24 protein-coding genes are annotated in these 24,340 nt (G+C 46.9%); 12 read left to right on the forward strand and 12 right to left on the reverse strand.

Annotation, left to right across the window (positions count from 1 at the left end; genetic code table 11):
• Nucleotides 1-8: 8 nt before the first annotated feature.
• Entirely contained in the window at nt 9-1,511 is a 1,503-nt protein-coding gene (locus HMPREF3179_RS08930) for a leucyl aminopeptidase (RefSeq protein WP_036559014.1), read from the reverse strand.
• Between the two features lie 65 nt (nt 1,512-1,576).
• Between HMPREF3179_RS08930 and lptF the strand changes: the two genes are divergently transcribed.
• The 3 genes from lptF (at nt 1,577) to HMPREF3179_RS08945 (ending at nt 4,243) form a co-directional block, all read left to right on the forward strand.
• A complete protein-coding gene (gene lptF, locus HMPREF3179_RS08935) occupies nt 1,577-2,698 on the forward strand; it encodes an LPS export ABC transporter permease LptF (protein ID WP_048766975.1) in 1,122 nt (373 codons plus the stop codon).
• A gap of 121 nt (nt 2,699-2,819) precedes the next feature.
• Nucleotides 2,820-3,755 carry a CysB family HTH-type transcriptional regulator gene (locus tag HMPREF3179_RS08940; protein WP_018026402.1) on the forward strand — a complete coding sequence of 312 codons (936 nt, stop codon included), beginning with the start codon at nt 2,820-2,822 and terminating at the stop codon, nt 3,753-3,755.
• 143 nt (nt 3,756-3,898) lie between these two features.
• Nucleotides 3,899-4,243 (forward strand): DUF2325 domain-containing protein, encoded by a 345-nt coding sequence (locus tag HMPREF3179_RS08945; protein WP_018026401.1) that lies wholly within the window; start codon nt 3,899-3,901, stop codon nt 4,241-4,243.
• 358 nt (nt 4,244-4,601) lie between these two features.
• Here the strand turns inward: HMPREF3179_RS08945 and HMPREF3179_RS08950 are convergent, their stop codons facing one another.
• Both HMPREF3179_RS08950 and HMPREF3179_RS08955 read right to left on the reverse strand, forming a co-directional pair.
• Nucleotides 4,602-5,189, reverse strand: a complete 588-nt coding sequence (locus tag HMPREF3179_RS08950) for a C40 family peptidase (protein ID WP_018026399.1) — start codon at nt 5,187-5,189, stop codon at nt 4,602-4,604.
• Nucleotides 5,190-5,850: 661 nt separating this feature from the next.
• Nucleotides 5,851-7,515 carry an electron transfer flavoprotein-ubiquinone oxidoreductase gene (locus HMPREF3179_RS08955; RefSeq protein ID WP_070470793.1) on the reverse strand — a complete coding sequence of 555 codons (1,665 nt, stop codon included), beginning with the start codon at nt 7,513-7,515 and terminating at the stop codon, nt 5,851-5,853.
• A 320-nt stretch (nt 7,516-7,835) separates the two neighbouring features.
• Between HMPREF3179_RS08955 and HMPREF3179_RS08960 the strand changes: the two genes are divergently transcribed.
• Both HMPREF3179_RS08960 and HMPREF3179_RS08965 read left to right on the forward strand, forming a co-directional pair.
• Entirely contained in the window at nt 7,836-8,534 is a 699-nt protein-coding gene (locus HMPREF3179_RS08960; RefSeq protein ID WP_018026397.1) for a CoA transferase subunit A, read from the forward strand.
• Between the two features lie 17 nt (nt 8,535-8,551).
• Nucleotides 8,552-9,202: a 3-oxoacid CoA-transferase subunit B gene (locus HMPREF3179_RS08965; protein WP_018026396.1), complete on the forward strand. Its 651-nt coding sequence runs from the start codon at nt 8,552-8,554 to the stop codon at nt 9,200-9,202.
• A 77-nt stretch (nt 9,203-9,279) separates the two neighbouring features.
• On the opposite strand, the gene HMPREF3179_RS08970 is transcribed toward HMPREF3179_RS08965, so the two are convergent.
• Nucleotides 9,280-9,648 carry a DUF423 domain-containing protein gene (locus HMPREF3179_RS08970; protein ID WP_070470796.1) on the reverse strand — a complete coding sequence of 123 codons (369 nt, stop codon included), beginning with the start codon at nt 9,646-9,648 and terminating at the stop codon, nt 9,280-9,282.
• Nucleotides 9,649-9,705: 57 nt separating this feature from the next.
• On the opposite strand from HMPREF3179_RS08970, the gene HMPREF3179_RS08975 reads away from it, so the two are divergent.
• The gene (locus HMPREF3179_RS08975) at nt 9,706-11,505 is read left to right on the forward strand and encodes an aminopeptidase P family protein (protein ID WP_070470799.1); all 1,800 of its coding nucleotides are present in this window, start codon (nt 9,706-9,708) and stop codon (nt 11,503-11,505) included.
• A gap of 122 nt (nt 11,506-11,627) precedes the next feature.
• Here the strand turns inward: HMPREF3179_RS08975 and rpmG are convergent, their stop codons facing one another.
• From rpmG to HMPREF3179_RS09010, 7 genes are all read right to left on the reverse strand, one after another.
• A complete protein-coding gene (rpmG, locus tag HMPREF3179_RS08980; RefSeq protein ID WP_018026393.1) occupies nt 11,628-11,795 on the reverse strand; it encodes a 50S ribosomal protein L33 in 168 nt (55 codons plus the stop codon).
• 44 nt (nt 11,796-11,839) lie between these two features.
• Nucleotides 11,840-12,076: a 50S ribosomal protein L28 gene (gene rpmB, locus HMPREF3179_RS08985; protein ID WP_018026392.1), complete on the reverse strand. Its 237-nt coding sequence runs from the start codon at nt 12,074-12,076 to the stop codon at nt 11,840-11,842.
• A gap of 212 nt (nt 12,077-12,288) precedes the next feature.
• A complete protein-coding gene (locus HMPREF3179_RS08990) occupies nt 12,289-13,437 on the reverse strand; it encodes a multidrug effflux MFS transporter (RefSeq protein ID WP_070470801.1) in 1,149 nt (382 codons plus the stop codon).
• A gap of 22 nt (nt 13,438-13,459) precedes the next feature.
• Nucleotides 13,460-14,881, reverse strand: coding sequence for an MATE family efflux transporter (locus HMPREF3179_RS08995; RefSeq protein WP_083290743.1), 1,422 nt, complete (start codon nt 14,879-14,881; stop codon nt 13,460-13,462).
• 24 nt (nt 14,882-14,905) lie between these two features.
• Nucleotides 14,906-16,684 carry an ArnT family glycosyltransferase gene (locus HMPREF3179_RS09000; RefSeq protein WP_070470803.1) on the reverse strand — a complete coding sequence of 593 codons (1,779 nt, stop codon included), beginning with the start codon at nt 16,682-16,684 and terminating at the stop codon, nt 14,906-14,908.
• A 173-nt stretch (nt 16,685-16,857) separates the two neighbouring features.
• Nucleotides 16,858-17,127 (reverse strand): type B 50S ribosomal protein L31, encoded by a 270-nt coding sequence (locus HMPREF3179_RS09005; RefSeq protein WP_018026387.1) that lies wholly within the window; start codon nt 17,125-17,127, stop codon nt 16,858-16,860.
• 207 nt (nt 17,128-17,334) lie between these two features.
• Nucleotides 17,335-17,655: a hypothetical protein gene (locus HMPREF3179_RS09010; RefSeq protein WP_070470805.1), complete on the reverse strand. Its 321-nt coding sequence runs from the start codon at nt 17,653-17,655 to the stop codon at nt 17,335-17,337.
• Between the two features lie 196 nt (nt 17,656-17,851).
• Between HMPREF3179_RS09010 and nagB the strand changes: the two genes are divergently transcribed.
• A complete protein-coding gene (gene nagB / locus HMPREF3179_RS09015; RefSeq protein WP_070470807.1) occupies nt 17,852-18,601 on the forward strand; it encodes a glucosamine-6-phosphate deaminase in 750 nt (249 codons plus the stop codon).
• A 68-nt stretch (nt 18,602-18,669) separates the two neighbouring features.
• On the opposite strand, the gene radC is transcribed toward nagB, so the two are convergent.
• Nucleotides 18,670-19,347, reverse strand: coding sequence for a RadC family protein (gene radC, locus HMPREF3179_RS09020; RefSeq protein WP_018026384.1), 678 nt, complete (start codon nt 19,345-19,347; stop codon nt 18,670-18,672).
• A 65-nt stretch (nt 19,348-19,412) separates the two neighbouring features.
• Between radC and HMPREF3179_RS09025 the strand changes: the two genes are divergently transcribed.
• The 5 genes from HMPREF3179_RS09025 (at nt 19,413) to HMPREF3179_RS09045 (ending at nt 24,264) form a co-directional block, all read left to right on the forward strand.
• Entirely contained in the window at nt 19,413-19,868 is a 456-nt protein-coding gene (locus HMPREF3179_RS09025) for an FKBP-type peptidyl-prolyl cis-trans isomerase (RefSeq protein ID WP_018026383.1), read from the forward strand.
• A 2-nt stretch (nt 19,869-19,870) separates the two neighbouring features.
• The gene (ispH, locus tag HMPREF3179_RS09030) at nt 19,871-20,821 is read left to right on the forward strand and encodes a 4-hydroxy-3-methylbut-2-enyl diphosphate reductase (RefSeq protein ID WP_018026382.1); all 951 of its coding nucleotides are present in this window, start codon (nt 19,871-19,873) and stop codon (nt 20,819-20,821) included.
• A 210-nt stretch (nt 20,822-21,031) separates the two neighbouring features.
• Nucleotides 21,032-21,481 carry an azurin gene (gene azu, locus HMPREF3179_RS09035; RefSeq protein ID WP_070470809.1) on the forward strand — a complete coding sequence of 150 codons (450 nt, stop codon included), beginning with the start codon at nt 21,032-21,034 and terminating at the stop codon, nt 21,479-21,481.
• 601 nt (nt 21,482-22,082) lie between these two features.
• The gene (locus HMPREF3179_RS09040) at nt 22,083-23,291 is read left to right on the forward strand and encodes a porin (protein ID WP_048766996.1); all 1,209 of its coding nucleotides are present in this window, start codon (nt 22,083-22,085) and stop codon (nt 23,289-23,291) included.
• Between the two features lie 439 nt (nt 23,292-23,730).
• Nucleotides 23,731-24,264, forward strand: coding sequence for a hypothetical protein (locus HMPREF3179_RS09045; protein WP_048766997.1), 534 nt, complete (start codon nt 23,731-23,733; stop codon nt 24,262-24,264).
• The last annotated feature ends 76 nt before the right edge of the window (nt 24,265-24,340 follow it).

Here is a 24,340-nt window from a genome sequence, read left to right on the forward strand (position 1 = left end):
TCCTACGATTAATGATTATCCAATAAATACTGGGCTAATAAAGGTACGGGACGACCAGTGGAGCCCTTAGCGGCACCACCTTTATCCCATGCCGTACCCGCAATATCTAAGTGCGCCCATGGATACTTTTTAGTAAAACGTGCCAGGAAGCATGCGGCTGTGATGGCGCCTGCGTCACGACCACCAATATTCTGCATATCAGCAAAATCGCTCTTTAATTGCTGCTGATACTCTTCGTCCAAAGGCATTGGCCACGCTGTATCGCAGGCATCTTTACCCGCTTGCTGCAGGGCTGCACTGAGCTCCTCATGATTGGCAAAAAGACCGCTATTGACCTTACCAAGGGCAATCACGCAAGCACCCGTCAAGGTGGCAATATCAATCACTGCTGCCGGCTCAAAGCGCTCGGCGTAGCTTAAGGCATCACATAAAATTAAGCGACCCTCTGCGTCGGTATTCAGAATCTCAATGGTTTGCCCAGACATACTGGTGACCACATCACCCGGTTTAGTGGCGTGACCGCTAGGCATATTTTCGGTGGCAGGGATGAGACCGACGACTTCGCGCTCTAACTCAATCTCAGCGATAAATTTAAACAGGCCTAAGACGGTAGCCGCACCGCACATATCCCATTTCATCTCATCCATTGAAGCGCCTGGTTTTAATGAAATACCGCCAGTATCGAAGGTGACACCCTTGCCCACAAAGACGATGGGGGCTTTGGTGCTAGTCTCTTTTTTAGGCTTATGATGCAAAATAATAAAGCGTGGTGGCTCATCAGAGCCTGCGGCAACCGATAGGAAAGCGCCCATATTAAGCGCTTCAATCTGTTTTTTCTCTAGCACCTGTACGCTCAGTGATTGGTATTTTTTAGCAAGTGTCTTAGCTTGCTCACCTAGGTAGCTAGGAGTGGCGATATTACCCGGTAAATTACCTAGTTCACGCGTCAATGCCATACCGCGAGCAATCGCTTGTCCTTCAGCAATGGCCTTATCCATGGCTTTATCATGCTTATCATCGAGTAGAAATACCAGTTGCTCTAGCGTAGGCTTATCCTGGTTCTTTTTGTTTTCTTTGCCCAAGGTGGTGGTGTAGCTGTACTGCGCATTTTCAAGGGTACGTGTGGCTAATCTAAGGGCTTTGGCTAGGGGGAGCGTCGTCACCTTTTCCAATAATAAGGTATTGGTCACTTTTTCTAGGCTTAGCTCATTGCATAGCTTAGCCAGCGTTTCATGCGCTTTGATAAGAGCCTTCGCATTGTAATCTTCCTTTTTACCAAGACCGATTAGGACGATGCGCTCGGCTTCCACGCCTTTAAGATGGCGTAGGACCAGACTGCTGCCCAGGGTGGCTTTAAATTCTTTTTTTAATAGTGGGGCAATGGCATTTTTCGAAGCCTTATTGATGGCTTCAGCCGCAAGACCAAGTGCTTGCTCCTGATAAACGCCGACAATTAAGGCCTCGGTCTTGATCTCTTCAAATGACTTTGCTTGCTGTACTTTAAATTCCATTTGTCTGTCCTTATTCCTTATAATTAAAACTTCATTGTGTTAGTTATTATCGCTTAAGAATCTCTATGTCGCTATTCAAACGCTCAGCAGTTAACGAAATAAGCAGTCACGCCGGGGTGGTAATGTCCACCTTGATGGTGGTCTGGCTCAGTGTGTTGTTGGTTAGGTTATTGGGCCAGGCAGCAGAGGGCAGCATTGGTTCGGATATCGTCCTAGGGATTGCGGCCTTTTCCAGCGTGACAGCGCTACCCACTATTTTAACAGTGACCTTATTTATTGCTGTGATTATTACCGTTTCCCGCAGTTATCGGGAAAATGAGATGGTCGTGTGGTTTAGCAGCGGGATCTCCTTAATCACTTGGCTTAAACCGGTATTACGTGTTGCCTTACCAATTTGTGCGCTGATTGGCTTATTGACGATTCAGGTGTCGCCATGGGCCTATGCCAAAATTGAAGAGTATCGTCAGCGCTTTGAGCAACGTTCAGATATTTTTAAAATTGCTACCGGTCAGTTTATTGAAACGCAGCATGGTGCACGGGTCTTTTTTATTGAACAAGATGAGACCTTAGAGAGCGGTTTGGGTAGGGTCTTTGCCCGTATCACCGAGGATGATGGCTGGAGCAGTACCATTACCGCCGATCATGCGGATTATCGGGTGGATGAGCAGGGACGACGTTTTATTGATTTGGGTCCTGGCAATCGCTACGATATGCGCAATGAATCGAACGAGTTTCGAATGACGCATTTTGACTCCTTTACCATGCAGATTAAAACGGCTGATGCCGGCAGTGAAGAGGCGATTCGGCAGGCGGTGTTATCACGTCTAAAGGCGCGTCCTTTTGTTGATTTAATTAACGACCGCCAGCCTAAGAGTGACGGGCAAATTATGTGGCGGGTATCGATGCCCATTGCTGCCTTAAATTTGGCGCTGCTTGCCATACCTCTAGGAGCGGTGAATCCGCGGATGGGACGCTCGATTAATCTGGTGATTGCCGGTTTGGTGGCGCTACTCTATATGAATTTACTGAATCTGATGCGTAGTTGGATTGCTAACGGCACGGTCGGTTTTTTTGAGGGGACCTTAGGGCTTAATTTACTGGCGACCATGCTCTGCGTGTATTTCTTTTGGCGTCAAATACGGGTGAAAAAGCCTAAGCCACCGCTAGTTGAGGCGCCGACGGTGTAGCTGCTATGATGATGTTGTTATATATTCATACGTTATAAGCTTAATGTGTATTATAAGAAAAAATCATATTAATATAATGCTTTACTGAATTGAGCTGAGATGTTAGTGGAGCGACCATTGTATGAATTTACAGCAATTTCGTTTTGTACGAGAAACCATTCGTCAAAACTTTAATTTAACCGAGGCAGCAAGGCAGCTTTACAGCTCACAACCCGGTGTTTCCAAAGCGATTATTGAGTTGGAAGATGAGCTTGGTATTACTATTTTTGAGCGCCACGGTAAGCGCCTGCGTGGCTTGACTGAGGCCGGTCAGCAAGTGAGCGTCATCATTGACGATATTATGCGTCAGGTCGATAATTTAAAGCGCTTAAGCGATGATCTGGCGGAAAATGACGAGGGTAGTTTGATCATTGGTTGTACCCATGCCCAAGCGCGTTATTTTTTGCCGAAATTTCTGATTGAATTTACCAAAAAATTTCCTAAAGTCCGTGTTAGTTTAAGTGAGGGTGATCCACCACAGCTCGCTAATCGTTTGCTGCACGACGAAATCGATATTGCGTTTGCTACTGAAACTCTGTCGCAAGTGAGTGATATTGTGACGCTTGACTGCTATGAGTGGGAGCATGTGTTAGTGATGAGTAGTGAGCATCCTCTTAGTCAATTAACAACCTCACAAGCAAAAAATATCACTTTGGAGCAGATTCAGCAGTATCCGTTGATTACCTATGACCGTGCTTTTTCTGGTCGTACCACCATCGACCGTGTCTTTGCCGAACATGGTTTGGTGCCGGATATTATTTTAGAGGCGGTCGATGCCGATGTGATTAAAACCTATGTAAATTTGAATATGGGGCTAGGCATTATTGCTGGCATGGCTTTTGACCCAGGGCGTGATGCGGCCTTGATCCAAATTCCGGTAGGTCATCTATTCGGCCGTCATACCACGCGTCTAGGACTTAGAAAGGGTGTGTTTGTGCGTGATTACCTGTATGAGTTCGTGACCATGTGTAGCAGTCAAAAGATTTCTCGCCATGCCTTAGATGATATGTTGGCTTAGTTTGTCTGAGTGCTAGGGCGGTGCGCTCTAAAAACCCTACACAGTCTAGGTCAATACGACATAACGCTTGCAAATGAGAATCATTATCATCTATAATTCATTTATGCGATTGATTTTAGCTATAAATGAATTAGGAGAATGTTATGACTGGAGCGTTAGTAGTGGGTGCGGACCGTTTAGGTAATTTGACCGATCTTTTAAAATCGCACAATATTAAAGTTAAGCATCATATTAGTGGTCGTGAGGTATCGCATCAAAAGCGTGTGGATCAATTGCCGAGTGGCACTAGTTTAGTCATTTTATTGACCGATTTTCTAGGTCATAATGTGATGAAGTCCTACCGTTGCGCTGCGCAAAAGGCTGGCGTGCAGATTGTCTGCTGCCGCCGTTCTAAAGGCAGTATGCAGGAGGCCCTAGCGCGCTGTGGTTTTAAAGCGGCCTGCGCGACCTGCCCTAATCGACCTGAGCTACAACAAGCTCGTCACTAAGCGAGGAGGTGTGGGATGACTAGCGCTTTAAGATTTCAAAAGTGGTTTAGCCGTTTGATGCTACTTTTTGTGATCTGGAATTGTTTCGGACTGCGCATCGACACACCGCTTGACGGCTCTCAGGCGAGTGTCAGCCTCTTTATCAAGGAGGCTCCCAGCCTGCAGCTTATTTATTCAAACTAGTTTTTATATTTATCGTTTTCTGCCTCTGAATTTGGCTTTGTTCAGCTAAATTTCGGAGGCTTTTTTGATTGGGCGTCATCGTTATGCGCCCATAAAAAGAGCTCCACATCAGAAGATATGGAGCTGCTTTTCTGTATCAGGCGATAGGGTCTATCGCACCGCTAAAATTAGACGTCTAGAAGTGAGTCTTAGTACCGCTTAAACGACGGGCGCCGTTCCAGCGCTTATCCCAGTAGGAACTGATTTTCTCGACACGAACGACGGCACCTGAACGGGGGGCATGCACGAACTCGTTATTGCCTAAGTAAACGCCAACGTGAGAATTGCGGGCACCGCGGGTATTAAAAAATACCAAATCACCGGGCTGCAACTCACTGCGCTTAACAGCCGTGCCTAATTGCGCCTGAGAAGCGGCCACGCGTGGAATCTCCATGCCTAAGTGCTTATTCGCAATGTAGTGAATTAAACCGCTGCAGTCAAAGCCACTGCTAGGCGAGGTACCGCCAAAACGATATCTAACACCTAAGTAGTTAAGCGCAGCTTGCGCTAACTCACCAGAAGCGGTGGTTGGGGTGCTTAGCTGTACGGCAGCGTTTTTACTACCTAGATCAGCTTTAGTCTGGCTGAGTAACTGACCGATGGGGTCATTTAAGTCAGCACGCCACTCAGTAGAAGCGGGGGTATTGTTAATAGAAACAGCGCTTTGTTTGATGCTTGATTGAATAATCAAGTCACCGATCACGTCCTTCTGATTATCTGCCATAGTGACGCTACTAAACGTCAGTCCTGCAATAAATCCAGTTACTACAAATAATTTTTGGCAGAAAACCTGAAACCCGTGTGATTTTGCAAAGTTTAATTGAGCCATATCACAAAAAAAGGTAACAATATAATTAGAATAGTAAGGTTTTCACTTGCGAGCAAGTAGTAAGATTTTATATAAAATTCCAAGGAGTTACAAGGCATTAGATGAGGTTTTGTCCTACTAAATTGTAAATCGCAAGGTTGTTATTATCGTAGATGTAATAAAACTTAAGCTCAAAACAAGGCGTATTTGTTGCTAAATCCAAGTTTAAACTAATTGTGTTTGCTGCAGAGCCATATAAGACCTAGTCTGGAAGAGAATAATTCGCATTTAAAGTATCTAGCGCCATTGATTGAAGTCTAAAGCATCAGCTCATAATCAAGGCCCCACAGTTTAAAAATCTTTTTTGTAACACGTGAGGTGGTTTCTAAGAAGTGTTGTATAAGTGCTTGAAATTAATCGTGTCGCGTCGCTTCGATTTGATTGAATTGATGGCGCTCGCTACCTGCAGCAAAAAATAAAGCCATCTGATGTGAGAACGGGATGAACCCGCCATCAGATGGCTACTCTGGTGAGCTAAGCGCAAGCGCTGCCTAACCGAACTAAGGCAAAGCGCTAACTACATACCCGAATACACCGGACCCTCGCCTCCTTGTGGCGCTACCCACACAATATTTTGCGTCGGATCCTTGATATCACAGGTTTTACAGTGTACGCAGTTCTCCGCGTTAATCTGTAACTGATCCTCGCCCTGATCGTCCTTGGTAAACTCATACACCCCGGCAGGGCAATAGCGTTGCTCTGGACCGGCGTATTTTGCTAGATTGACACGCACAGGCACACTAGCGTCTTTGAGGGTTAAGTGAATTGGCTGATTATCGTCGTGGTGGGTATTGGATAAAAAGACCGAGCTTAAGCGGTCAAAGGTCAACACGCCATCAGGTTTAGGATAGTCAATCTTAGTGCACTCAGCGGCAGGTTTTAAGCACTCGTGATCAGCCTTGTTGCGGTGAATCGTCCAAGGCATTTTCCCTTTAAAGAGTAACTGCTCAATACCGGTCATTAAAGCACCGACATATAGACCCTTTTTAAACCATTGCTTGAAGTTACGCGCCTTATTGAGCTCCTCGTGTAGCCAAGAGGCTTCAAAGGCCTTAGGATAGGCATCCAACTGCGGATAAACTGGGTTTTCGACGCTCTGATCAATCCCTTTAAGGGCCTCGAAAATCGCTTCGGCACAGAGCTTACCCGATTTGATGGCCGCATGGCTTCCCTTAATCCGTGAGGCATTAAGGAAGCCGGCATCACAGCCCACTAAGGCGCCGCCCGGGAATACCAACTTAGGTAGCGATAATAAACCGCCCGCTGTAATCGCACGCGCACCGTAAGCAATGCGCTTACCACCCTCAAAGGTGGTACGAATGCTCGGATGTGTTTTAAAGCGTTGAAACTCCTCAAACGGTGATAGATACGGGTTTTCATAGTCTAGACCCACCACCATGCCAACGACCACGAGGTTATTATCCAAGTGGTAGAGGAAAGTACCGCCATAGGTCTTGCTATCTAAAGGCCAGCCCGAGGTGTGAATGGCTAGACCAGGCTTAGACTGTTCTGGCTTAACCTCCCACATCTCCTTAATGCCGATACCGTAACTCTGCGGATCGGCGTCTTTGTCTAAATTGAACTTGGCAATCAGTTGACGACCCAATTGACCACGCGCACCCTCGGCAAAGACAGTGTATTTAGCAAGTAGCTCGTAGCCGGGGGTATAGTTGTCAGAATGCGTGCCATCGCGATTAACACCCATATCACCGGTGACAATGCCTTTTACTGCGCCATTGTCATCGTAAAGTACCTCAGTTGCAGCAAAACCAGCGAAGATATTGACTCCTAGCTCCTCCGCCTGCTCACCTAACCATTTGGTGACATCACCTAAACGTACAATGTAGTTGCCGTGGTTTTTAAAGTTAGGGGGTAAGAGAAAGTCCGGTGTTTTTTTAGCGCCATTTTCACTGAGAAATAAAAATTGATCCTCAGTCACCTCAACTGTGAGCGGGGCTCCGCGCTCCTTCCAGTCAGGGATAAGCTCATTTAACGCGATGGGATCCATGATGGCGCCGGATAAAATATGCGCCCCAATCTCACCACCTTTTTCGACCACACAGATTTCAATGTCTTGATCAGCCTCTGCCGCTAACTGCTTTAAACGAATCGCAGTGGCTAGACCAGCTGGACCACCGCCGACGATCACTACATCAAATTCCATGGATTCACGTTCACTCATGCCTCTACTCCCTGATTAAATGTATTTTGATGTCAAATATATGAAAGAATATCACTAGTTAAACTTATTATTTTACATTGTTCTGTCACTTAAAGGATAAATCGTAATCGTTTGTTAAGCTAAGATGAGCTGATAAAATCCTCACAGGTGGCAAATGGCATTCTATGCTAGGGATTATTGCGCATTTGTATTGTGCTTAGGCTTTGCTAGAATTATGAGTTACGCAAAGGATTTTAGTACGTGCTGCGCCGGTTTTGGTGTAGCATTGACAATATTCACCAATAATAAATTCCCCACTTATCGGGTTAACTAGGAGAGATATGGATAAGGTATTTGAAAGCGCCGCCGCTGCGTTAGAGGGTGTTGTTGCTGATGGCCAGACCATTGGCATTGGCGGCTTCGGTTTATGCGGTATTCCCGAGGCCTTAATTTTAGCCTTGCGTGATTCAGGTGTGCAGAACTTGACCTGCGTGAGTAACAACGCCGGTGTCGACGGTTTTGGTTTGGGTATGTTGCTTAATACGCGCCAAATTAAAAAGATGATCGCCTCTTATGTAGGTGAAAATAAGGAGTTTGAGCGTCAATATCTATCCGGTGAATTAGAGCTTGAGTTCAATCCTCAGGGTACCTTGGCTGAGCGTCTACGCGCTGGTGGCGCTGGTATTCCTGCCTTTTTTACCCCAGCGGGTGTGGGTACCTTAGTGGCTGAGGGCAAGGAAGAGCGTGAGTTTAATGGTAAGCGTTATATTCTAGAGACCGCGATTGTGCCAGATGTATCACTGGTCAAAGCACAAAAGGCAGATCGCAGTGGTAACCTCGTTTTCAGTAAGACTGCCCGTAATTTCAACCCTAACGTTGCTGCCGCCGGCAAAATCACCATTGTGGAGGTAGAGGAAGTGGTCGAGGTCGGTGAGCTCGATGCAGATGAAATTCATTTACCGGGTATTTTTGTGCATCGTATCGTGGTAAATAGCAATCCAGAAAAACGTATTGAACAACGCACCGTGCGTCAGGCTTAGGATAGGGAGGTATTAACATGGCATGGACTCGTGATCAAATGGCTGCTCGTGCGGCCAAAGAATTAGAAGACGGCTTCTATGTAAATTTAGGTATCGGTATCCCGACCCTCGTGTCTAACTACGTACCAGAGGATATTACGGTATGGCTGCAGTCTGAAAACGGCTTATTAGGTATTGGTCCTTTCCCGACAGAGGACGAGGTGGACCCCGATTTGATTAATGCAGGTAAGCAGACGATTACCACCATTCCCGGTTCCTCTTTCTTTTCTTCTGCGGATTCCTTCGGCATGATTCGTGGCGGTAAAATTAACCTCGCGATTCTGGGTGCCATGCAGGTTTCTGAAAAGGGGGATTTAGCTAACTGGATGATCCCGGGCAAGATGGTTAAGGGCATGGGCGGTGCCATGGACTTAGTGGCCGGGGTGCAGCGTGTAGTCGTGGTGATGGATCATGTGGCCAAGGGCAAGGACGGCAGTATTTCTAAAAAAATCCTGCCTGAATGTGATTTACCCCTAACCGGTGTGGGCGTGGTCGATATGATTATCACTGACCTCGGTGTGATGGAGGTGACTGACGCAGGACTCAAGGTGATCGAGCTGGCGCCAGAGGTGAGCTTTGAAGAGATTCAAGACAAAACCGGTGTGAAGTTAATTTCCGGGCTAAACTAGTTCAGCGCTAGACTTAGTGCGTAATCGCAGCGGCGGTGGTTGGTAGGGATACTGGTCACCGCCGTGTTGGTGAGGGACTATTGTTTGATAGCCGCCACGAGTAATAATAACCAGCCCGCTAGAAAAAATAGGCCACCAATGGGTGTGATCAAACCCAGTGTTTTGACACCTAGCAGTACAATGGCATAAAGACTACCTGAAAATAGCAACACACCTAGCACAAAAGCCCAGCCCGCCCAACGAGCAATGCCTGGGTGCACGAGGTTAAGGGCTAGTAATGGCACGCTTAGGAGCGCTAGACTGTGGTACATCTGATATTGCACCCCAGTTTGCCAAACCGCTAATTGCTCAGTGCCCACTATCTGCTTTAGACCATGTGCGCCAAAGGCGCCTAAGGCCACGCCGAGGAAGCCGAAGATGGCCCCTATAATAATGAATAAACGCATACGACGTTGATCCTTTACAATAGAAATTAGTTCGAAACGATATTAGCTAGTAACTATATGAAGATTTTAACAGTTCCACAAAAAATTCAGGCTTTAAGAGAGCGCATGGCAGCACATGGCCTGTCGGCTTGGATAGTTTATTCAGCCGATCCCCATCTGTCCGAGTATTTGCCCGAGCATTGGTCACAACGTGAGTATTTAAGCGGTTTTACAGGCTCAGCCGGTTTTATGGCAGTGACACAAAAGCAAGCAGCGTTGTGGACGGATAGTCGCTATTGGGTACAGGCGGAAGCGCAATTACAGGGCTCTGGTATCGAGCTGATGAAGCTAGGGGCTAAGGGAGTGCCAAGTCTTGAGCAGTGGATTTGCGCACAGCTTTCACCCGCTCAGGTGGTGGGGGTGAATGGCATGGCCCTTAGCGTCGCGCAAGCACAGCAATTAGAGCAGCAGTTTGCCGCAGCTGAGTTAGCGATGCAGGTGGATTTGGAATTATTAGACGCCTTTTGGACTGCGCGTCCGCCGCTACCGCAAGCACCGATCTACGAGCATGAGGAGCGTTTTGCGGGTGCACCACGGCGTGAGAAAATCGGTCGTGTGCGTCAGGCCATGCAGGAGCTTGGCGCCAGCTGGCATCTGATTTCCTCCTTAGATGATATTGCTTGGCTCTTAAATCTTCGGGGTAGTGATGTAGACTATAATCCGGTCTTTTTGTCACACCTGTTGCTTTCTGAAGCGGATGCCTATTTATTTGTGGATGAGCAAAAGCTCTCGCCCGAACTGAAGCAACAGTTGCTGCACGATGGGGTGGTGCTTAAACCCTATGAGGCGGTGCAAGCGGTGTTAGCAGCGCAGTTGGCAGACGATGCCTGCTCACTCTTGATTGATCCGGCGCGTACGGCATGGGCTATCGTACAGCCCTATATGAAGCAAGTGCAATTGCGATTAAACCCATCGCAAGGGTTTAAAGCCCAAAAAACTGCCAAGGAAATTGCCCATATCCGTCATGCGATGGAAAAAGACGGGGCCGCCTTATGTGAGTTCTTTGCGGAGTTTGAACGGCGCCTGCAAGCGGGGGAGCAGCTGACTGAGCTGGATGTGGATAGCTTGATTACAGCGGCGCGCGCAAGGCAGCCGGATTTTGTATGTCCCAGTTTTGCGACCATTGCCGGCTTTAATGCTAACGGCGCCTTACCGCATTATCGTGCCTTGCCTGAGAGCCATGCGATGTTGGAGGGTGATGGCTTATTGCTCATCGATTCCGGTGGGCAATATCTTGATGGTACAACGGATATTACCCGGGTGGTACCGATTGGCACGATCACTGCTGCCCATAAAAAAGACGTGACCTTGGTGTTAAAGGGGATGGTGAATCTATCGATGGCGGTGTTTCCGGTCAATGAGCCGGGGCCGAATCTAGATGCCATTGCACGATTGCCTTTATGGCAACATGGTTTAGATTTTGGTCACGGCACCGGTCATGGGGTAGGCTATTTTCTGAATGTACATGAAGGGCCACAAGTGATTTCGCACTATGGCTTTGGTCGAGCGCATACGGAGATGAAAGAGGGTATGATCACCTCGAACGAGCCGGGTCTTTATCGCACCGGTCAATGGGGGGTACGGATTGAAAACCTAGTGCTAAACCAAAGCGCTTACAAGACCGAGTTCGGTGAGTTTTTGCGCTTTGAAACCTTGACATTATGCCCCATCGACACACGTTGTATTGATGTGGCACTGCTCACCGAGACGGAACGAGCATGGCTCAACAGCTATCATGCTGAGGTACGTGAGCGTTTATCACCCTATGTTACGGGTGAGGCAAAAGACTGGTTGCTGAAACGAACTAAGGCAATTTAGGATGCGATGATGGATTAGCCCTCCCTCTGATGCACGGTGGGCTATCTCCTTGGCAAAGCTTGCCCATAAAAAAAGCTTCTCAATAACCATGAGAAGCTTTTTTAAAACCCTGAGACTTAGGACTACTTAAGTCTGGTTTCCTTGTACTCAACGTGCTTGCGTACAACTGGGTCGTACTTTTTAAATACCATCTTGTCAGGCGTGTTACGCTTGTTTTTAGTGGTGGTGTAGAAGTGACCTGTGCCGGCAGTTGATTCTAATTTGATTTTTTCGCGAATACCTTTAGCCATGATATGTTCCTTTAAATTTAAATTCTATGATGCATGACCGGCGATTAAACGCTTTGACCATTAGCGCGCATTTCGGCTAAAACGGCATCAATACCCTTTTTATCGATAGTGCGTAAAGCACTGGTGGAAATACGTAAACGTACCCAGCGCTGCTCACTCTCTACCCAGAAACGACGGGACTGAAGGTTAGGCAGGAAGCGACGCTTAGTTTTGTTTTGCGCATGTGATACTTTATTACCGGACATAGGGCGCTTACCGGTGACTTGGCAGACTTTAGCCATGTGAATTACCTCGTTAATTACATCGTTGATTTATAGGCTTGGTTGTTGGCCCAAGCCGGCCTTCTTAGAGCCCATAGCATCCACTATGGAACCTAGCATCATAGCTTGATTTTTGGCATAAATCAATAACTTATTCGTCTTTTCCTCAAAAAATACCCCATCAAAGCGCAAAAACCTGCCTAACCGCGGGTTTTAAACAACAACCGTCTGACTTAGTTAACGCTTGCGACCACGCGCCCGAAGAATAATGCCAACAGCGCAAAGAGTAGCATCGTTGCAAATAGGGGTAGCTCAGTCCCCGTATGCCAATGGCTGACAATGGCACTGGAGCAGGTGCCGAATAAAAAGAGTGTGGCGCCGGTTAGGGCGGAAGCCATGCCTAGGCGATGGCCTTGTTTTTTTAAAGCGAGAATGGGGGCGGTAGGGTTAATCATGCCAAGGCCGACGGTAAAGTTAAACATCACCACCATAAAAACACTTAAATTGACCCTGCCGCTGAGTGATAAGATTACGCCAAGCGCTAGCACCGCCACGGTCCAGTAGGCTGCGATGCGATAGAGTAGCAAGACAGGAATATGGCGACGTAATAAAAAGCCGCAACTTTGGGAGCCTATCATCAGGCCAAAGGCTACGATGCCAAAGCTCCACGCAAATTGATTTGGACTTAAGGCAAAGGTTTCCATCAGTACCGTGGAGGAGGAAGCGATAAAGGCAAACATTGCCCCCATACTGAAACCGGCTGCCAGTGAAAAGCCGATAAAGCTACGGTCAAAAAGCAATTCCACATAGTTCTTAGCGATAAGGGCGGGGCTGATGTGTAGACGATTTTCTTTAGGTAGGGACTCCTTAAAGCAAAAAGCCACCAGTAAAAAGCTAATCAAGCCATAGGTGGCGAGCATCATAAATAGCCCGCGCCAACTACTAAAGCTCGCCAGTATGGCACCAATCATGGGTGCCACCACTGGTGCCATGCCAGTGAGTAGCATGAGTAGGGTCATGGCATTGGCGGCCTCTTGGGTGCTGTAGTGATCGCGCACCACCGCTCGGGAAATGGTCATAAAACAGGCTGCGCCCATAGCTTGCAAAGCACGTCCTATCAGTAAAAACTCAAAGCTGGGTGCAAAGGAGCAGACTAAACTAGCCACTAAATAGAGTAGTGCACCGACCATGAGCGGCCCTTTGCGACCGAAACGGTCGGTGAGGGGGCCGACAATGATTTGTGAAAAAGACAGTCCAAATAAAAAGGCGGAGACGCTCAATTCCACACGATTTTGCGGTACCGCAAAGTCACTTGCAATCACTGGAAAGCTTGGCAGGTACAGGTCAATCGAGGCTGGTCCCACAATCGCTAAAGCTGCCATAATATATAGCCAAAAGGGAATGCTAAACCTTGTTTTTTTTGTAGACATACCAATACCAACTGTGTAAAACCAATGAACAAACCATTAAACTGAGGGCATTCATTAACCAGAGGCTAGCCAAGCCCGTGGTGGAATGAGGGATTAAGACCTGGGTAATCAACGCAAGCTGGCCTTTGCCTGCACCAAAGCCGAAGTAAAAGCCGATGCCGATACCGATGCCGAGTAGGCAGACCGTTTGTAAGATAAAGGGTACGGTGGCAATGCGATGGGCGCGTAGGGCGTAGGTGTTGAGACATTGTAAGCCATCCCAGCAATGAATCACGGGGAAGAAGCTTAATAAACCGCCGGCAATCAAGGCGACCTGTGGATCCTGGGTGTAGAGCCCGATAATCTCGTTTTTCATCAGTAGCACCAGGGCGATGGTGAGGATGAAGCCTGCAATGGCCAAAGCAAAGCCCGCTAACACGCTGCGGTGTGCCACTTCCCATTGTCTGGCGCCGAGGGCTTGGGCGGTCTGCGCTGCGGTGGCAATGCCGATGGACATTGGAATCATATAGGTGAAAGAAATCAGATTAAATAAAATCTGATGGCTGGCGGATACATACGCACCCTCACGCGCCACAAACAAGGTAATAAAGGTAAAGGCACAGATCTCCACTAAATAGGAGGCGCCCATGGGAATACCTAAACGCAAGATTTCAGCGATGATATGCGGTTTTGGTCGTGAAAGTCGTAGTCGATAGCGTTGATAGTGTGGGTCAAGCAATAACAGTAAAAGTCCAACCACTAGCTGGAACCAAGAAACGACGGCGGTGGAAATACCAGCGCCATCACTACCCATTTGACTAAATCCTAGATGACCGAAAATCAATAACCAGTTAATAAAAAACTTTAAGGGTAAACTGGCCACGCTTAAATACATCACCGTGCTGGCTCGTTGACTGGCCGTGCAAATCGAATAAACCACACGAAACATCAGCGCTGCTGGTAAGCCATAAAAGGTGTAGCGCAGGTAGCTGGCAACATCAGCGCGTACCTCAGGTGATAGCTCGCCTGCTAAATTGATTAAAAAATCTGGATTGAGGAGGCCGATAGCGCCGATCACGGTGATAAGCAGCGACATCCAAATCCCTTGCCCAAATAACTCACCCACCTCATGCAGTTTGTTGGCGCCAATGGTTTGAGCGCAGATCGGGATTAGGGCATGAATCACGCCCATCAGGCTGATCACGATGGTGACATAGATAGAGGCAGCAATCGAGATGGTTTGTAAGGCTTGTACACTGAAGTTACCCAGCATCACACTATCAATGATGGCAAAGGCTACCCCGACCCATTGGCTGATAAGAATCGGCCAAACTTGGCGTAGAATTTTTGCTGCGAGCGTCACCACTCGCTCAATCGCTGGATCGCGGACGATCGTGGGCTTATTAATCGTGGACACGTAAAACTCGTTGAGCTTAAATGATTAAAACGGTGCAGGCAAGGAAATGAGACGGAATAACTCACCATGCCGATCGCTATCACGACTGCCTTGCCATAGCGTGACCCCACTACTTAAGTGGTCGGCGGCAGGCAAGCGGGAATAAAGATGATCGAGGCCAATACGGCGCTTTTCATTGGTTTGCGTTAGTAGCCACTCACAATCATCATTCTTGGTGAGGATCGTTTGCCCATATATATAAAATAGCGCTGATTGACCTTGACCAACGCCCACGCTGCGGATGCATTCGCCGTTCTTAACATGGGCTTGCACCGCATCAGCGAGCTCATAGGCCACGGATTTATAGCTGCGGTTATAGTCAACCGCCGGCATCCATAGTGCCACGATAATCAGCCAAGAGGCAGTCAGGCCAATGGCAAATAGCACCACGCCACGCCACAGCGCTTCGGGCTTGAGTCTTAAGCGCCAGTTAATCGCCGCAAACCATAAAATTGTCACCACCATACTGAAAATCACTGCCCACCAACGGATTTCAATTTCAAAGCCCGGCACTAAGCGAGTGATATTGGCGTGAATTTTAGCTGGCCAGCCTAAGTATAAGGCAATCCAACCCAACCAAATCACGGCAATGGCTAAGCTATTGACCATGATTGAGTACCAATCCAAGGCATTAATTAGGTGACGACGTATGGTTGGTATCGCCATCGCCGCTAGTATGGTCATTGGTATCACCAGCGGTGCGTATTCCGGTTCAAAGCTATTACTTAGCAGAAGTAATAAAACGAAATTAGCAGCACTCAAGATGGTTGGGATAAAGATATGCGGTGCGGCAAAGTAATAACGCCATTGCCATAAGCTATAGAGGGCAAAGGGCCAAAGCGGTAAAAGGAACCAAGCTAAATCGCGGAGTGAGCTTAAAAAGTCACGCCCATAGCCGCTAAAGGCCGTTTGATTGTACTGTAACCAGGCACTAAACCACTCGGGTTGCTGAGATTTGATAGCCAATAACCAAGCACCTACCAGGACAAGACTAATGAGGAGTGCAATGAGCAGTATCCGTTTATGCTGATGATTGTAGTGTGGGTAAAACAGCAGCATCAGAGCGCTAAGGACGAGCGGAAAGACACCAATCAATCCGGCTGCAAAAAAGCTACCACTGAGACCCGCAATTAAGAAGAATAAGGCTTGCTTAGGCAGCTCTAAAATACGCACAAAGCCGTAAAAGGCTAGGGCGTGGCAGGCCATCAGTAGGGGGATAAAGCTGGTCTCATGCATGCGCATCAGGATGCCGAAGCAGGCAATGAGGAATAAAAAGGCACAATCTGCCAACATCCGCCCGTAATCACGTGGTGCCGGATCGCCGCCAAAGGGTAGTGGCATGGGTTGACATTCGGGGCGACGCGCTAATAAATAGCAGCCATACCAAATGCCATACAGCACAATATAAAAGTACAGTAAATTCGCCAGTTTCACTGCGGCAATTTGCGATTCTAAGGGATTTAGCCATAAAGCAAAGAGTGGGCTGAAAACGGCTTCAAAGGCTGCGCCTATCCAGAGCAGTAAAGGGCCCTGTTCAACGGCGGGTAAATCACCAATATAAGGCGCCATAAAATACGCACCGCCGTCATGGATCGCTCGCAACATGCTGGCTAAGCCGACCGCATCATCGGTTTTCCAAGCGTCCCTGAAAAATAGGCCGAACAGCACATAGGCTAAGCCTACCCAGAGTAAGGTTTGTCTAGGTAGCTTACGCGTTGTGGGCGCAGTTAAGCGGGCAGGTGTTTTTATTTCTTGTAAAGGCACAGATTGGATGCTGAGATTAGGATTAGTAAATCCCTGTAGTTTAAACTAATTTAACAAGATATTCACTAAGCGCCGACTAAAACCGGCTTTAGGCTTAGTGTGTTGTTAGAGCGATTATAAATAAAAAAAGCAGCCCATCAGGCTGCTCTCTGTGCTACCCTAATCAATGCTGATTAGTTGCTTTTCTTCTTTAAAGCGCCAGCTGTAGTTGCATAGCGATTGCGGAAGCGCTCAACGCGACCGGTTTCAACAACGCGAGTCTGTGCACCGGTATAGAAAGGGTGTGATTCAGAGGTCACATCACATTTGTATAACGGGTAAGTTTGGCCGTCGATGTCGATGGTTTCACGCGTTGGTGCAGTTGAGCGAATAATGACATGATTACCGGTTTGTTGGTCTAAAAAAACCACATCGCGGTACTCAGGGTGAATACCTTCTTTCATGATAAATCCGTATATAGTGCTAATTGGGTCGCCAACCTCACATACCATATGGAGGCCACGTATCCTGTTAATAGCAGGGCAGTATAACAAATATCCCTGTCAAATAAAAGTGAAGACGAATAAAAATCCGTCTTTTTGTTGCGAAAAGGCTAAATAGCTTTTCAAAATGGCACTTTAAAATCAGTGCCTTAGCCGTGGCAGCGCCTATTAGGAGGCGACGATCAGAGCCGGCATATCGACCGTAACATGGGCGGAGTCCAAGGCAATGGCAATATGCTTGGCAAAGTTTTCAGCCAGGGCGGGATGATCGTTTAGCTCATGGTAACCAACCTCCTGCGCAATACCTAGGATGCGGTCTAATAGCAGCACCTTACCACTGGGGCGAAAGGGCTCGCACTCGAGCTCCTCCCATTTGGCGTAGAGCCACTGCTGTGCTGCCTCAATGGAAGTCTCGCTAAGATCCAAATCGCTTAGCGTGTATTCTAAGCGCTGATCGGGGTTAAATATAAAAGTAACTTGATGTTTCACGGTGAATGTCCTTATTATCCGCTTGAAGAGCGTGTCAATAGTTTAGATTTAACAATTTGAACATGTTTTTTACCCCTTAACTGTCATGCTGTTGACTATCATAGGAGGGATTTTTGTGGCGCTGATGGCAATCATTTAAAGCGCTTTTCGAATTACTTTATAATACCTTTCCCACTCATTTTTATATTGCAAAACCATGTTTTTAGTCTTTAAGGATCCATCTGCTGTTGCTCAATTTGTCAGTGAGCGCTTAGTTCAATTAATTAAGGATAAGCCTGCCGCGATCTTGGGTTTGGCGACTGGTAGCACCATGGAGCCGGTGTATGCGCGTTTTTGTCAGGATGTGAAGGCACAGGGGCTGGATGTGTCGCAGTTGAGCTCCTTTAATTTGGACGAGTATATTGGTTTATCGGCCGATCATCCGCAAAGTTATCATTACTATATGAATCGGTATTTATTTGATCATCTGAACTTTGCTAAGTCTAAAACCTTTGTGCCGGATGGTACGCCTGTGGATGTTGAGCTACACTGTGAGCAGTATTCACAAAAGATTATGGACAATGGTGGGATTGATTTGCAGTTGTTAGGGGTGGGCGGTAATGGTCATATCGGCTTTAATGAGCCGGGCACGCCCTTTGATAGCCGCACGCATGTGATTGATTTGTCCGTGCAGACACGTATCGATAATAGTCGTTTTTTTGATTCCATGGATGAGGTGCCAACGCGCGCAGTGACCATGGGCATGAAAGATATTATGGAGGCTAAGCAGATCCTCTTTATTGCCACGGGTGCGAATAAAGCGGACGTGGTGGCGGCACTGTATGCCAGTGACTATGATGAGCAAATGCCTGCCTCAATGCTTAAGCGGCATCCGAATACACTTTTTATTATTGATGAAAAGGCGGCGGCTCAACTGCCAGCGAGTGCGGTTCAGCGCATGGCCTAAATAGGCTGCACCCACTCGCATTTACAGCTAGTGGCGTCGGGGTATACAGCCCTAACGCCACTTTTTAGTTAAAATAGCCCGAGTTCTGATAGTGAATTCGCCTCTTTTTGACTCACTACGATATGATCCAGTAGGGTGACATCAATCAGTGCTAATGCCTTATGCAGGTGCTTGGTGAGTGCGATATCTGACTCACTGGGGGTAGCGGAGCCTGAGGGATGGTTATGCGCAAGGATCACGGCGGCGGCATTAAATTTGAGTGCTTCCACTGCCACCTCCCTTGGGTAGACGGTGGTGCGGCTGAGGGTGCCGCGTGAAACTTCAGTGCAGCAAATGAGTCGATAGCAAGCATCAAGATAAATGGCAATGCAATGCTCCACCGCCAGATGCCCTAAGCGATTGATGCAATAGCGCTTTACCAGTTGTGAATTGTTGAGCGTGTCGCTTTGGCGTAGCTCCTCCTCAATGCTGCGTCCGGCTAGTTCATTAATGGCTTGAAGCTGGCAGATTTTAGCATTACCCATGCCTTTAAAGCGGCGCAAATCGCTATAGTCGGCTGCTAATAAATTACGTAAACCGCTAAACTGCTCCAGTAATTCAGCACTGAATTGCACGGCATCGCGCCCAGGCGCACCGGTGCCCAGTACCACGGCAAGTAGTTCGGGAGTGGTTAGGACTTTGGGTCCATGCTGTAATAAGCGTTCTCTAGGTCGCTCTTGGCCTTGAAATGTATGTGGTGTATTCATTTTAGGTACAATAAGTGTTTAATCGAAACTTAACTATGGCTTAAAGCCTCAGGAAAAACGCAAAAGTGAGTAATATTGTCCATGCAGATTCGTATTTAACCTTGCATTACCGCATCAGCTTGGATTCCGGAAAGGGCAAGGGGCAGGTATTTATTGATACTTTCGACGCTAAGCCGGCAACCCTGTTGTTGGGTTCTGGTCAGTGGTTGCCAGGGTTAGAAGCGCCATTAATTGGTTTAAAGGACGGCGATAGCCTGACTTATCATGTGGCTGCGGCAGAGGCCTATGGCGAGCGTAATCCGGATTTATTAATCCATGTGTCTAAGCAGCTGCTTGATCAGCATGCGGGTGCCGATGCGGATTTTGAGGTGGAGGATATGCTTGAGTTTATGGCACCCGATGGTAGCAAGTATGCCGGCGTTTTTATGGGTTGGGATGGCGACAGTGCCTTAATTGATTTTAATCATCCGCTGAGTGGTGTCGATATCAAGGTGGATGTAGAGATTCTGGGAGTGATGTAGTCATGCCTCAGCAAGCTGAGATTTATTTAGCCGAGCCACGCGGCTTCTGTGCCGGTGTGGACCGCGCCATTGATATTGTAGAAAGAGCCTTGGAGCTTCATGGGGCGCCGATTTACGTGCGCCACGAGATTGTGCATAATCGCTTTGTGGTTGACTCCTTGCGCGCCAAGGGTGCGGTTTTTATTGAGGAGCTGGATCAGGCGCCGGCAGGTGCAATTGTGGTGTTTTCTGCGCATGGTGTCTCTTTGGCTGTGCGGGAGGAGGCGGAGCGTCGTGGTCTGCAGGTCTTTGATGCGACATGTCCGCTGGTGACCAAGGTGCATATGGAGGTGAAGAAAATGCACAATGCCAATCTTGAAATTATCATGATTGGGCATAAGGGGCACCCGGAGGTTGAGGGTACCCTCGGTCAGGCTGAGGGGCGTATTCATCTGGTGGAGACGCCGGAGGATGTAGCTAATCTGGTGGTTGAGAATCCAGATAGTTTGGCTTTGGTGACTCAAACCACCTTATCGGTGGATGATGCCTCTCAGGTGACGGCTGCACTAAAGGCTCGTTTTCCTAATATTGTTGAGCCTAAAAAGAGCGATATTTGCTATGCTACGCAAAACCGTCAGGATGCGGTGAAAATGATGGCGCCTGAATGTGATGTGTTTTTTGTGGTGGGGAGTATTAATAGTTCTAACTCTAACCGTTTACGCGAGGTGGCTGAGCGTCTAGGCTGTCCCTCGTATTTGGTGGATGGGCCCGAGTGTATTAATCCTCAGTGGTTGGAGGGGGCGCAGCGTATTGGTATTACGGCGGGTGCATCGGCACCTGAGGTGCTAGTGCAGGACGTGATTTCTCGTCTCAAGGCGTTAGGAGCTATTTCAGTTCGTAAAATGCAGGGGATTGAAGAAAATGTCGCTTTCCCCTTGCCGCGTGAATTGTCACGTAAGTTAGTGGATGATTAAATCCCCAGGCTTTGCTTAAACGCAAGCTTTGTGCCCGAGATTTACTTGATAAATTGGCAACTGGCTATATTATAGAGAGGGCGACCGGAATGACAGCTGGGTGTCAGGAGTTGTTACTATTTCGGTTTCACTATTGTATTTATTAATGGTAGGCTATCATCTAATTCACTATAATTTAGTTGAACCTACCACTTGCTAGGAGAAAATAGTATGAAAATCAAATTATTCGCTTTAGCTGCTTTATTGTCTGCTGCTGCCCCTGCGATGGCTGCTGAGTGCACCATCAATATCGAGGGTAACGATGCCATGCAGTACAATGTTAAGGAAATCGAAGTCAGCAAGTCATGCGACGAGGTGACGCTTAACCTTAAACACGTTGGTAACTTACCTAAAGCAGCTATGGGTCATAACGTCGTGATTTCTAAAGCTGCTGATGCACAAGCTATCGCTACTGAGGCAGCTGCAGCGGGTCCTGCTAATGACTACTTAAATAAAGACGATGAGCGCATCATCGCCCATACCGATATGGTTGGTGGCGGTGAGGAGACCTCTGTTAAGTTTAAGCCTTCTGTATTTGAAGAGGGTGAGAACTATGAGTTCTTTTGCTCATTCCCTGGTCACTTTGCAATCATGAAAGGCTCAGTGAAATTAGTCGACTAGTCTATTGGTGATGTGGGGGCTTCGACCTCTGCTGACTAAAACAAAGTATGAACCACTGCTACGGCAGTGGTTTTTGTTTGCCTATAGAAAATAGGTAGGTGGATAAAGGGAGTCGTCGTGTATATCAGCGATGTGCTTGGAAATTAAGCGCAATGCATTGGCTTGACTTGTTGTGCACAAGCTACGTAAAAGTGAGATTTAAGGTGTTTTTGTTGTATAAAAATAACAAAATACAGTAAAAACGTATCGCTTATACAACATAAACGTTGTTTTATCGCTAAAAACAGGTAAACTGAAGTTGTTGTTTGGTTTTGTTTGTATGAAGTAGTTGGGGTTCTAACTTAAAGTATTTTCTTAAGAATACCAACAAGCAGCAAGACCTAGGGTTGTTGTTTTAGTTCTTTTTTGTTGCCTCATGGCAACAGAAGCGCGACTAAAACAACAAAAAAAAGAGAATTTTGAGTTTAAGAGTAGTCAAAACACTCAAAATTTGGTGCAATAAACACATCTTCCCTTTGTGGAATATTTAGAGGGCAGTCATTCAAACAAGTGGATGTTGCGAATACTGTTCTAATTACTCAAATCTACGGAGATTTAACAAATGAAAAAGACTTTGCTAGCTGCAGCTCTTGTTACCGGTTTCGCCGGTGTTGCTCACGCAGAATCATCTGTCACTTTATACGGTTTAGTTGACGCTGGTTACGGTTTTAAACAGACTGAGACTAAGTTCCGCGGCGATTACCAAGGCAACAAGGTAAGAGTACGTGAAAATGGTGTTGATAGTGGCGTTCTTAACGGTAACCGTTGGGGTCTAAAAGGTAAAGAGGACCTAGGTAACGGTACATCTGCTATCTTCGTATTAGAGAGCGGTTTTAATCTTAATAATGGTAAATCAGCTCAGGGCGGTCGCTTATTTGGTCGTCAGGCCTATGTTGGTTTGGCTGGTGATAGCTGGGGTACTTTCACTATCGGTCGTCAGTACAACGCTGCTGATACCTTTGTAGCGCCTGTTGATCCATTTGGTACTGGTGGTGGTTTAGCTTCTGCTACTGCAGTTTTTGGTAGTTCGTTATCTGAGCGTAACGACGGTGTTATTAAGTATGTAACTCCTAACTACAGCGGTTTCCAGTTTGGTCTTGGTTTAGTTCACTCTGATAAAGAAGAAAAGACGAATACTGCTACTGGTAGCTATAAAGAAACTAAGCGTCAAATTGGTGTAACTACTGGTTTGGGCTTTACTTCAGGTCCTATCTATCTAGGTGCTTCATTTGACTATATTGATGGTAAGCATAAGAACACTAATCCAGGTAATCTTGAGGACGTAAGAACTAAAACTAAAGCATGGAACGTTGGTGCTACTTATGACTTTGATGTAGTTAAGTTGCACTTAATGTACGGTGCTTTAATTGATGGTCACGTTAATCCTGACGCCGAATTAGATGATGGTATCGGTGACTTAACAGCTGCGGCTTTTTCTAACATGCGCGGAACCAATCCAGCTGCTATCGGTGGTGAAGGTTTACGTCAGCACTCTTGGTTAGGTGGTTTATCTGCGCCTGTGGGTGATGCTGGTAAGATTATGTTCTCTTACGCTGGTAACACTTCTAAAAACAAAGAGTGGAATGAGAATGTAAAAGTTAAATCTCACAAGTTTGCTTTAGGCTACCGTCACAGCTTATCTAAGCGCACTTCCGTATACGGCGTAGCAGCTTACGGTTGGGCTGAAGGTAAAGAGCGTTACGAAAACTTCAACGGTAAAGCGAAAGCTACAGCAACTCAAGCAGTTGTTGGTTTACAGCACCGCTTCTAATTGTTCACATGGCTTGACCATGTAGAATAAATAGATAAAAAAGCCACTCTTCGGAGTGGCTTTTTGCATTTGTGTTCTCAGGAAGCTGCAGAGTTTGCCTGATCTGAACGTTTCATCATGGTCAACAAGTAATAGCATGACCGCCTGCAAAAATCCCAGCTAAACATGGTTAGACTGATCTCCTTCTCGTAATAATATGTCGCATCTGACATAGATTGGTAATAGCGTTCATCACAAGCGATGGTTAAACTTGACTGACTTCTTTTGCTTTTATTAGTCATATTGGTGAAGCAAAAAAAGGAAGCGCAAGTGAGGCAGAGATAGCTGAGTTTGCAAAATGTGGTTTAAATAGCTTTAGAAGTGTTTGAATCACTACTAACTAATATCCCTTAATTGTTTATTAGCTTAGTTTTTAACCATTCACAATAGAGGTGGTGTGATGAAAGTAAAAATATTAGTAGCAACATTATTCGCTTCGTTTGCCTTAATAGCTCACGGCAATACTGATACGAATGACACTCACGTTGAAGAAGCCAACTCGCTTGGTAGTCCAGCGAGCACGGGTTATGCTGGTGCAGGCTCGCCCGATAAGCCTCAACCTAAAAAGGCTGACAGCAATGAAGCATCTTCAGCTGAGGTGGTTGAGAAGATGTCTCGGGATGGTACTGAGGAAGAGCTGCCAGGGGCGGTGGAGCAGGCGATGGGTGATGACAGTCCCTTAAGTGCTATTCCCCGCGATGATTTACCTAAAGAGTGTTTAGACTATTTCCAAGCGCTTGAGGATCGCTTGCATCGATTCCCCGAAGCTAAAGACGCGGCTGTAAAAGCAGCTGAGGAGTTGAGAGCATCCTTTGAGTCCATGGAGGGTGATTTAGAGCAGTTCACCCAGACCTGTAAAGAGAGGTATGAAGATTTTAAAGAAGCAAATAAAAAGCTAGACAAACGTTTGGAAAAAGACGAGGCTAAAAAGTGAGTGGCCTCCTCGATTAAAAAGCTGCGGTTTTAAGTCGCAGCTTTTTTTGTGTTTGCCCAGCGAGGTTGGCAAACCC

This window comes from Oligella sp. HMSC09E12 (assembly GCF_001808505.1).
In the GTDB taxonomy this organism is placed as follows: domain Bacteria; phylum Pseudomonadota; class Gammaproteobacteria; order Burkholderiales; family Burkholderiaceae_B; genus Oligella; species Oligella urethralis.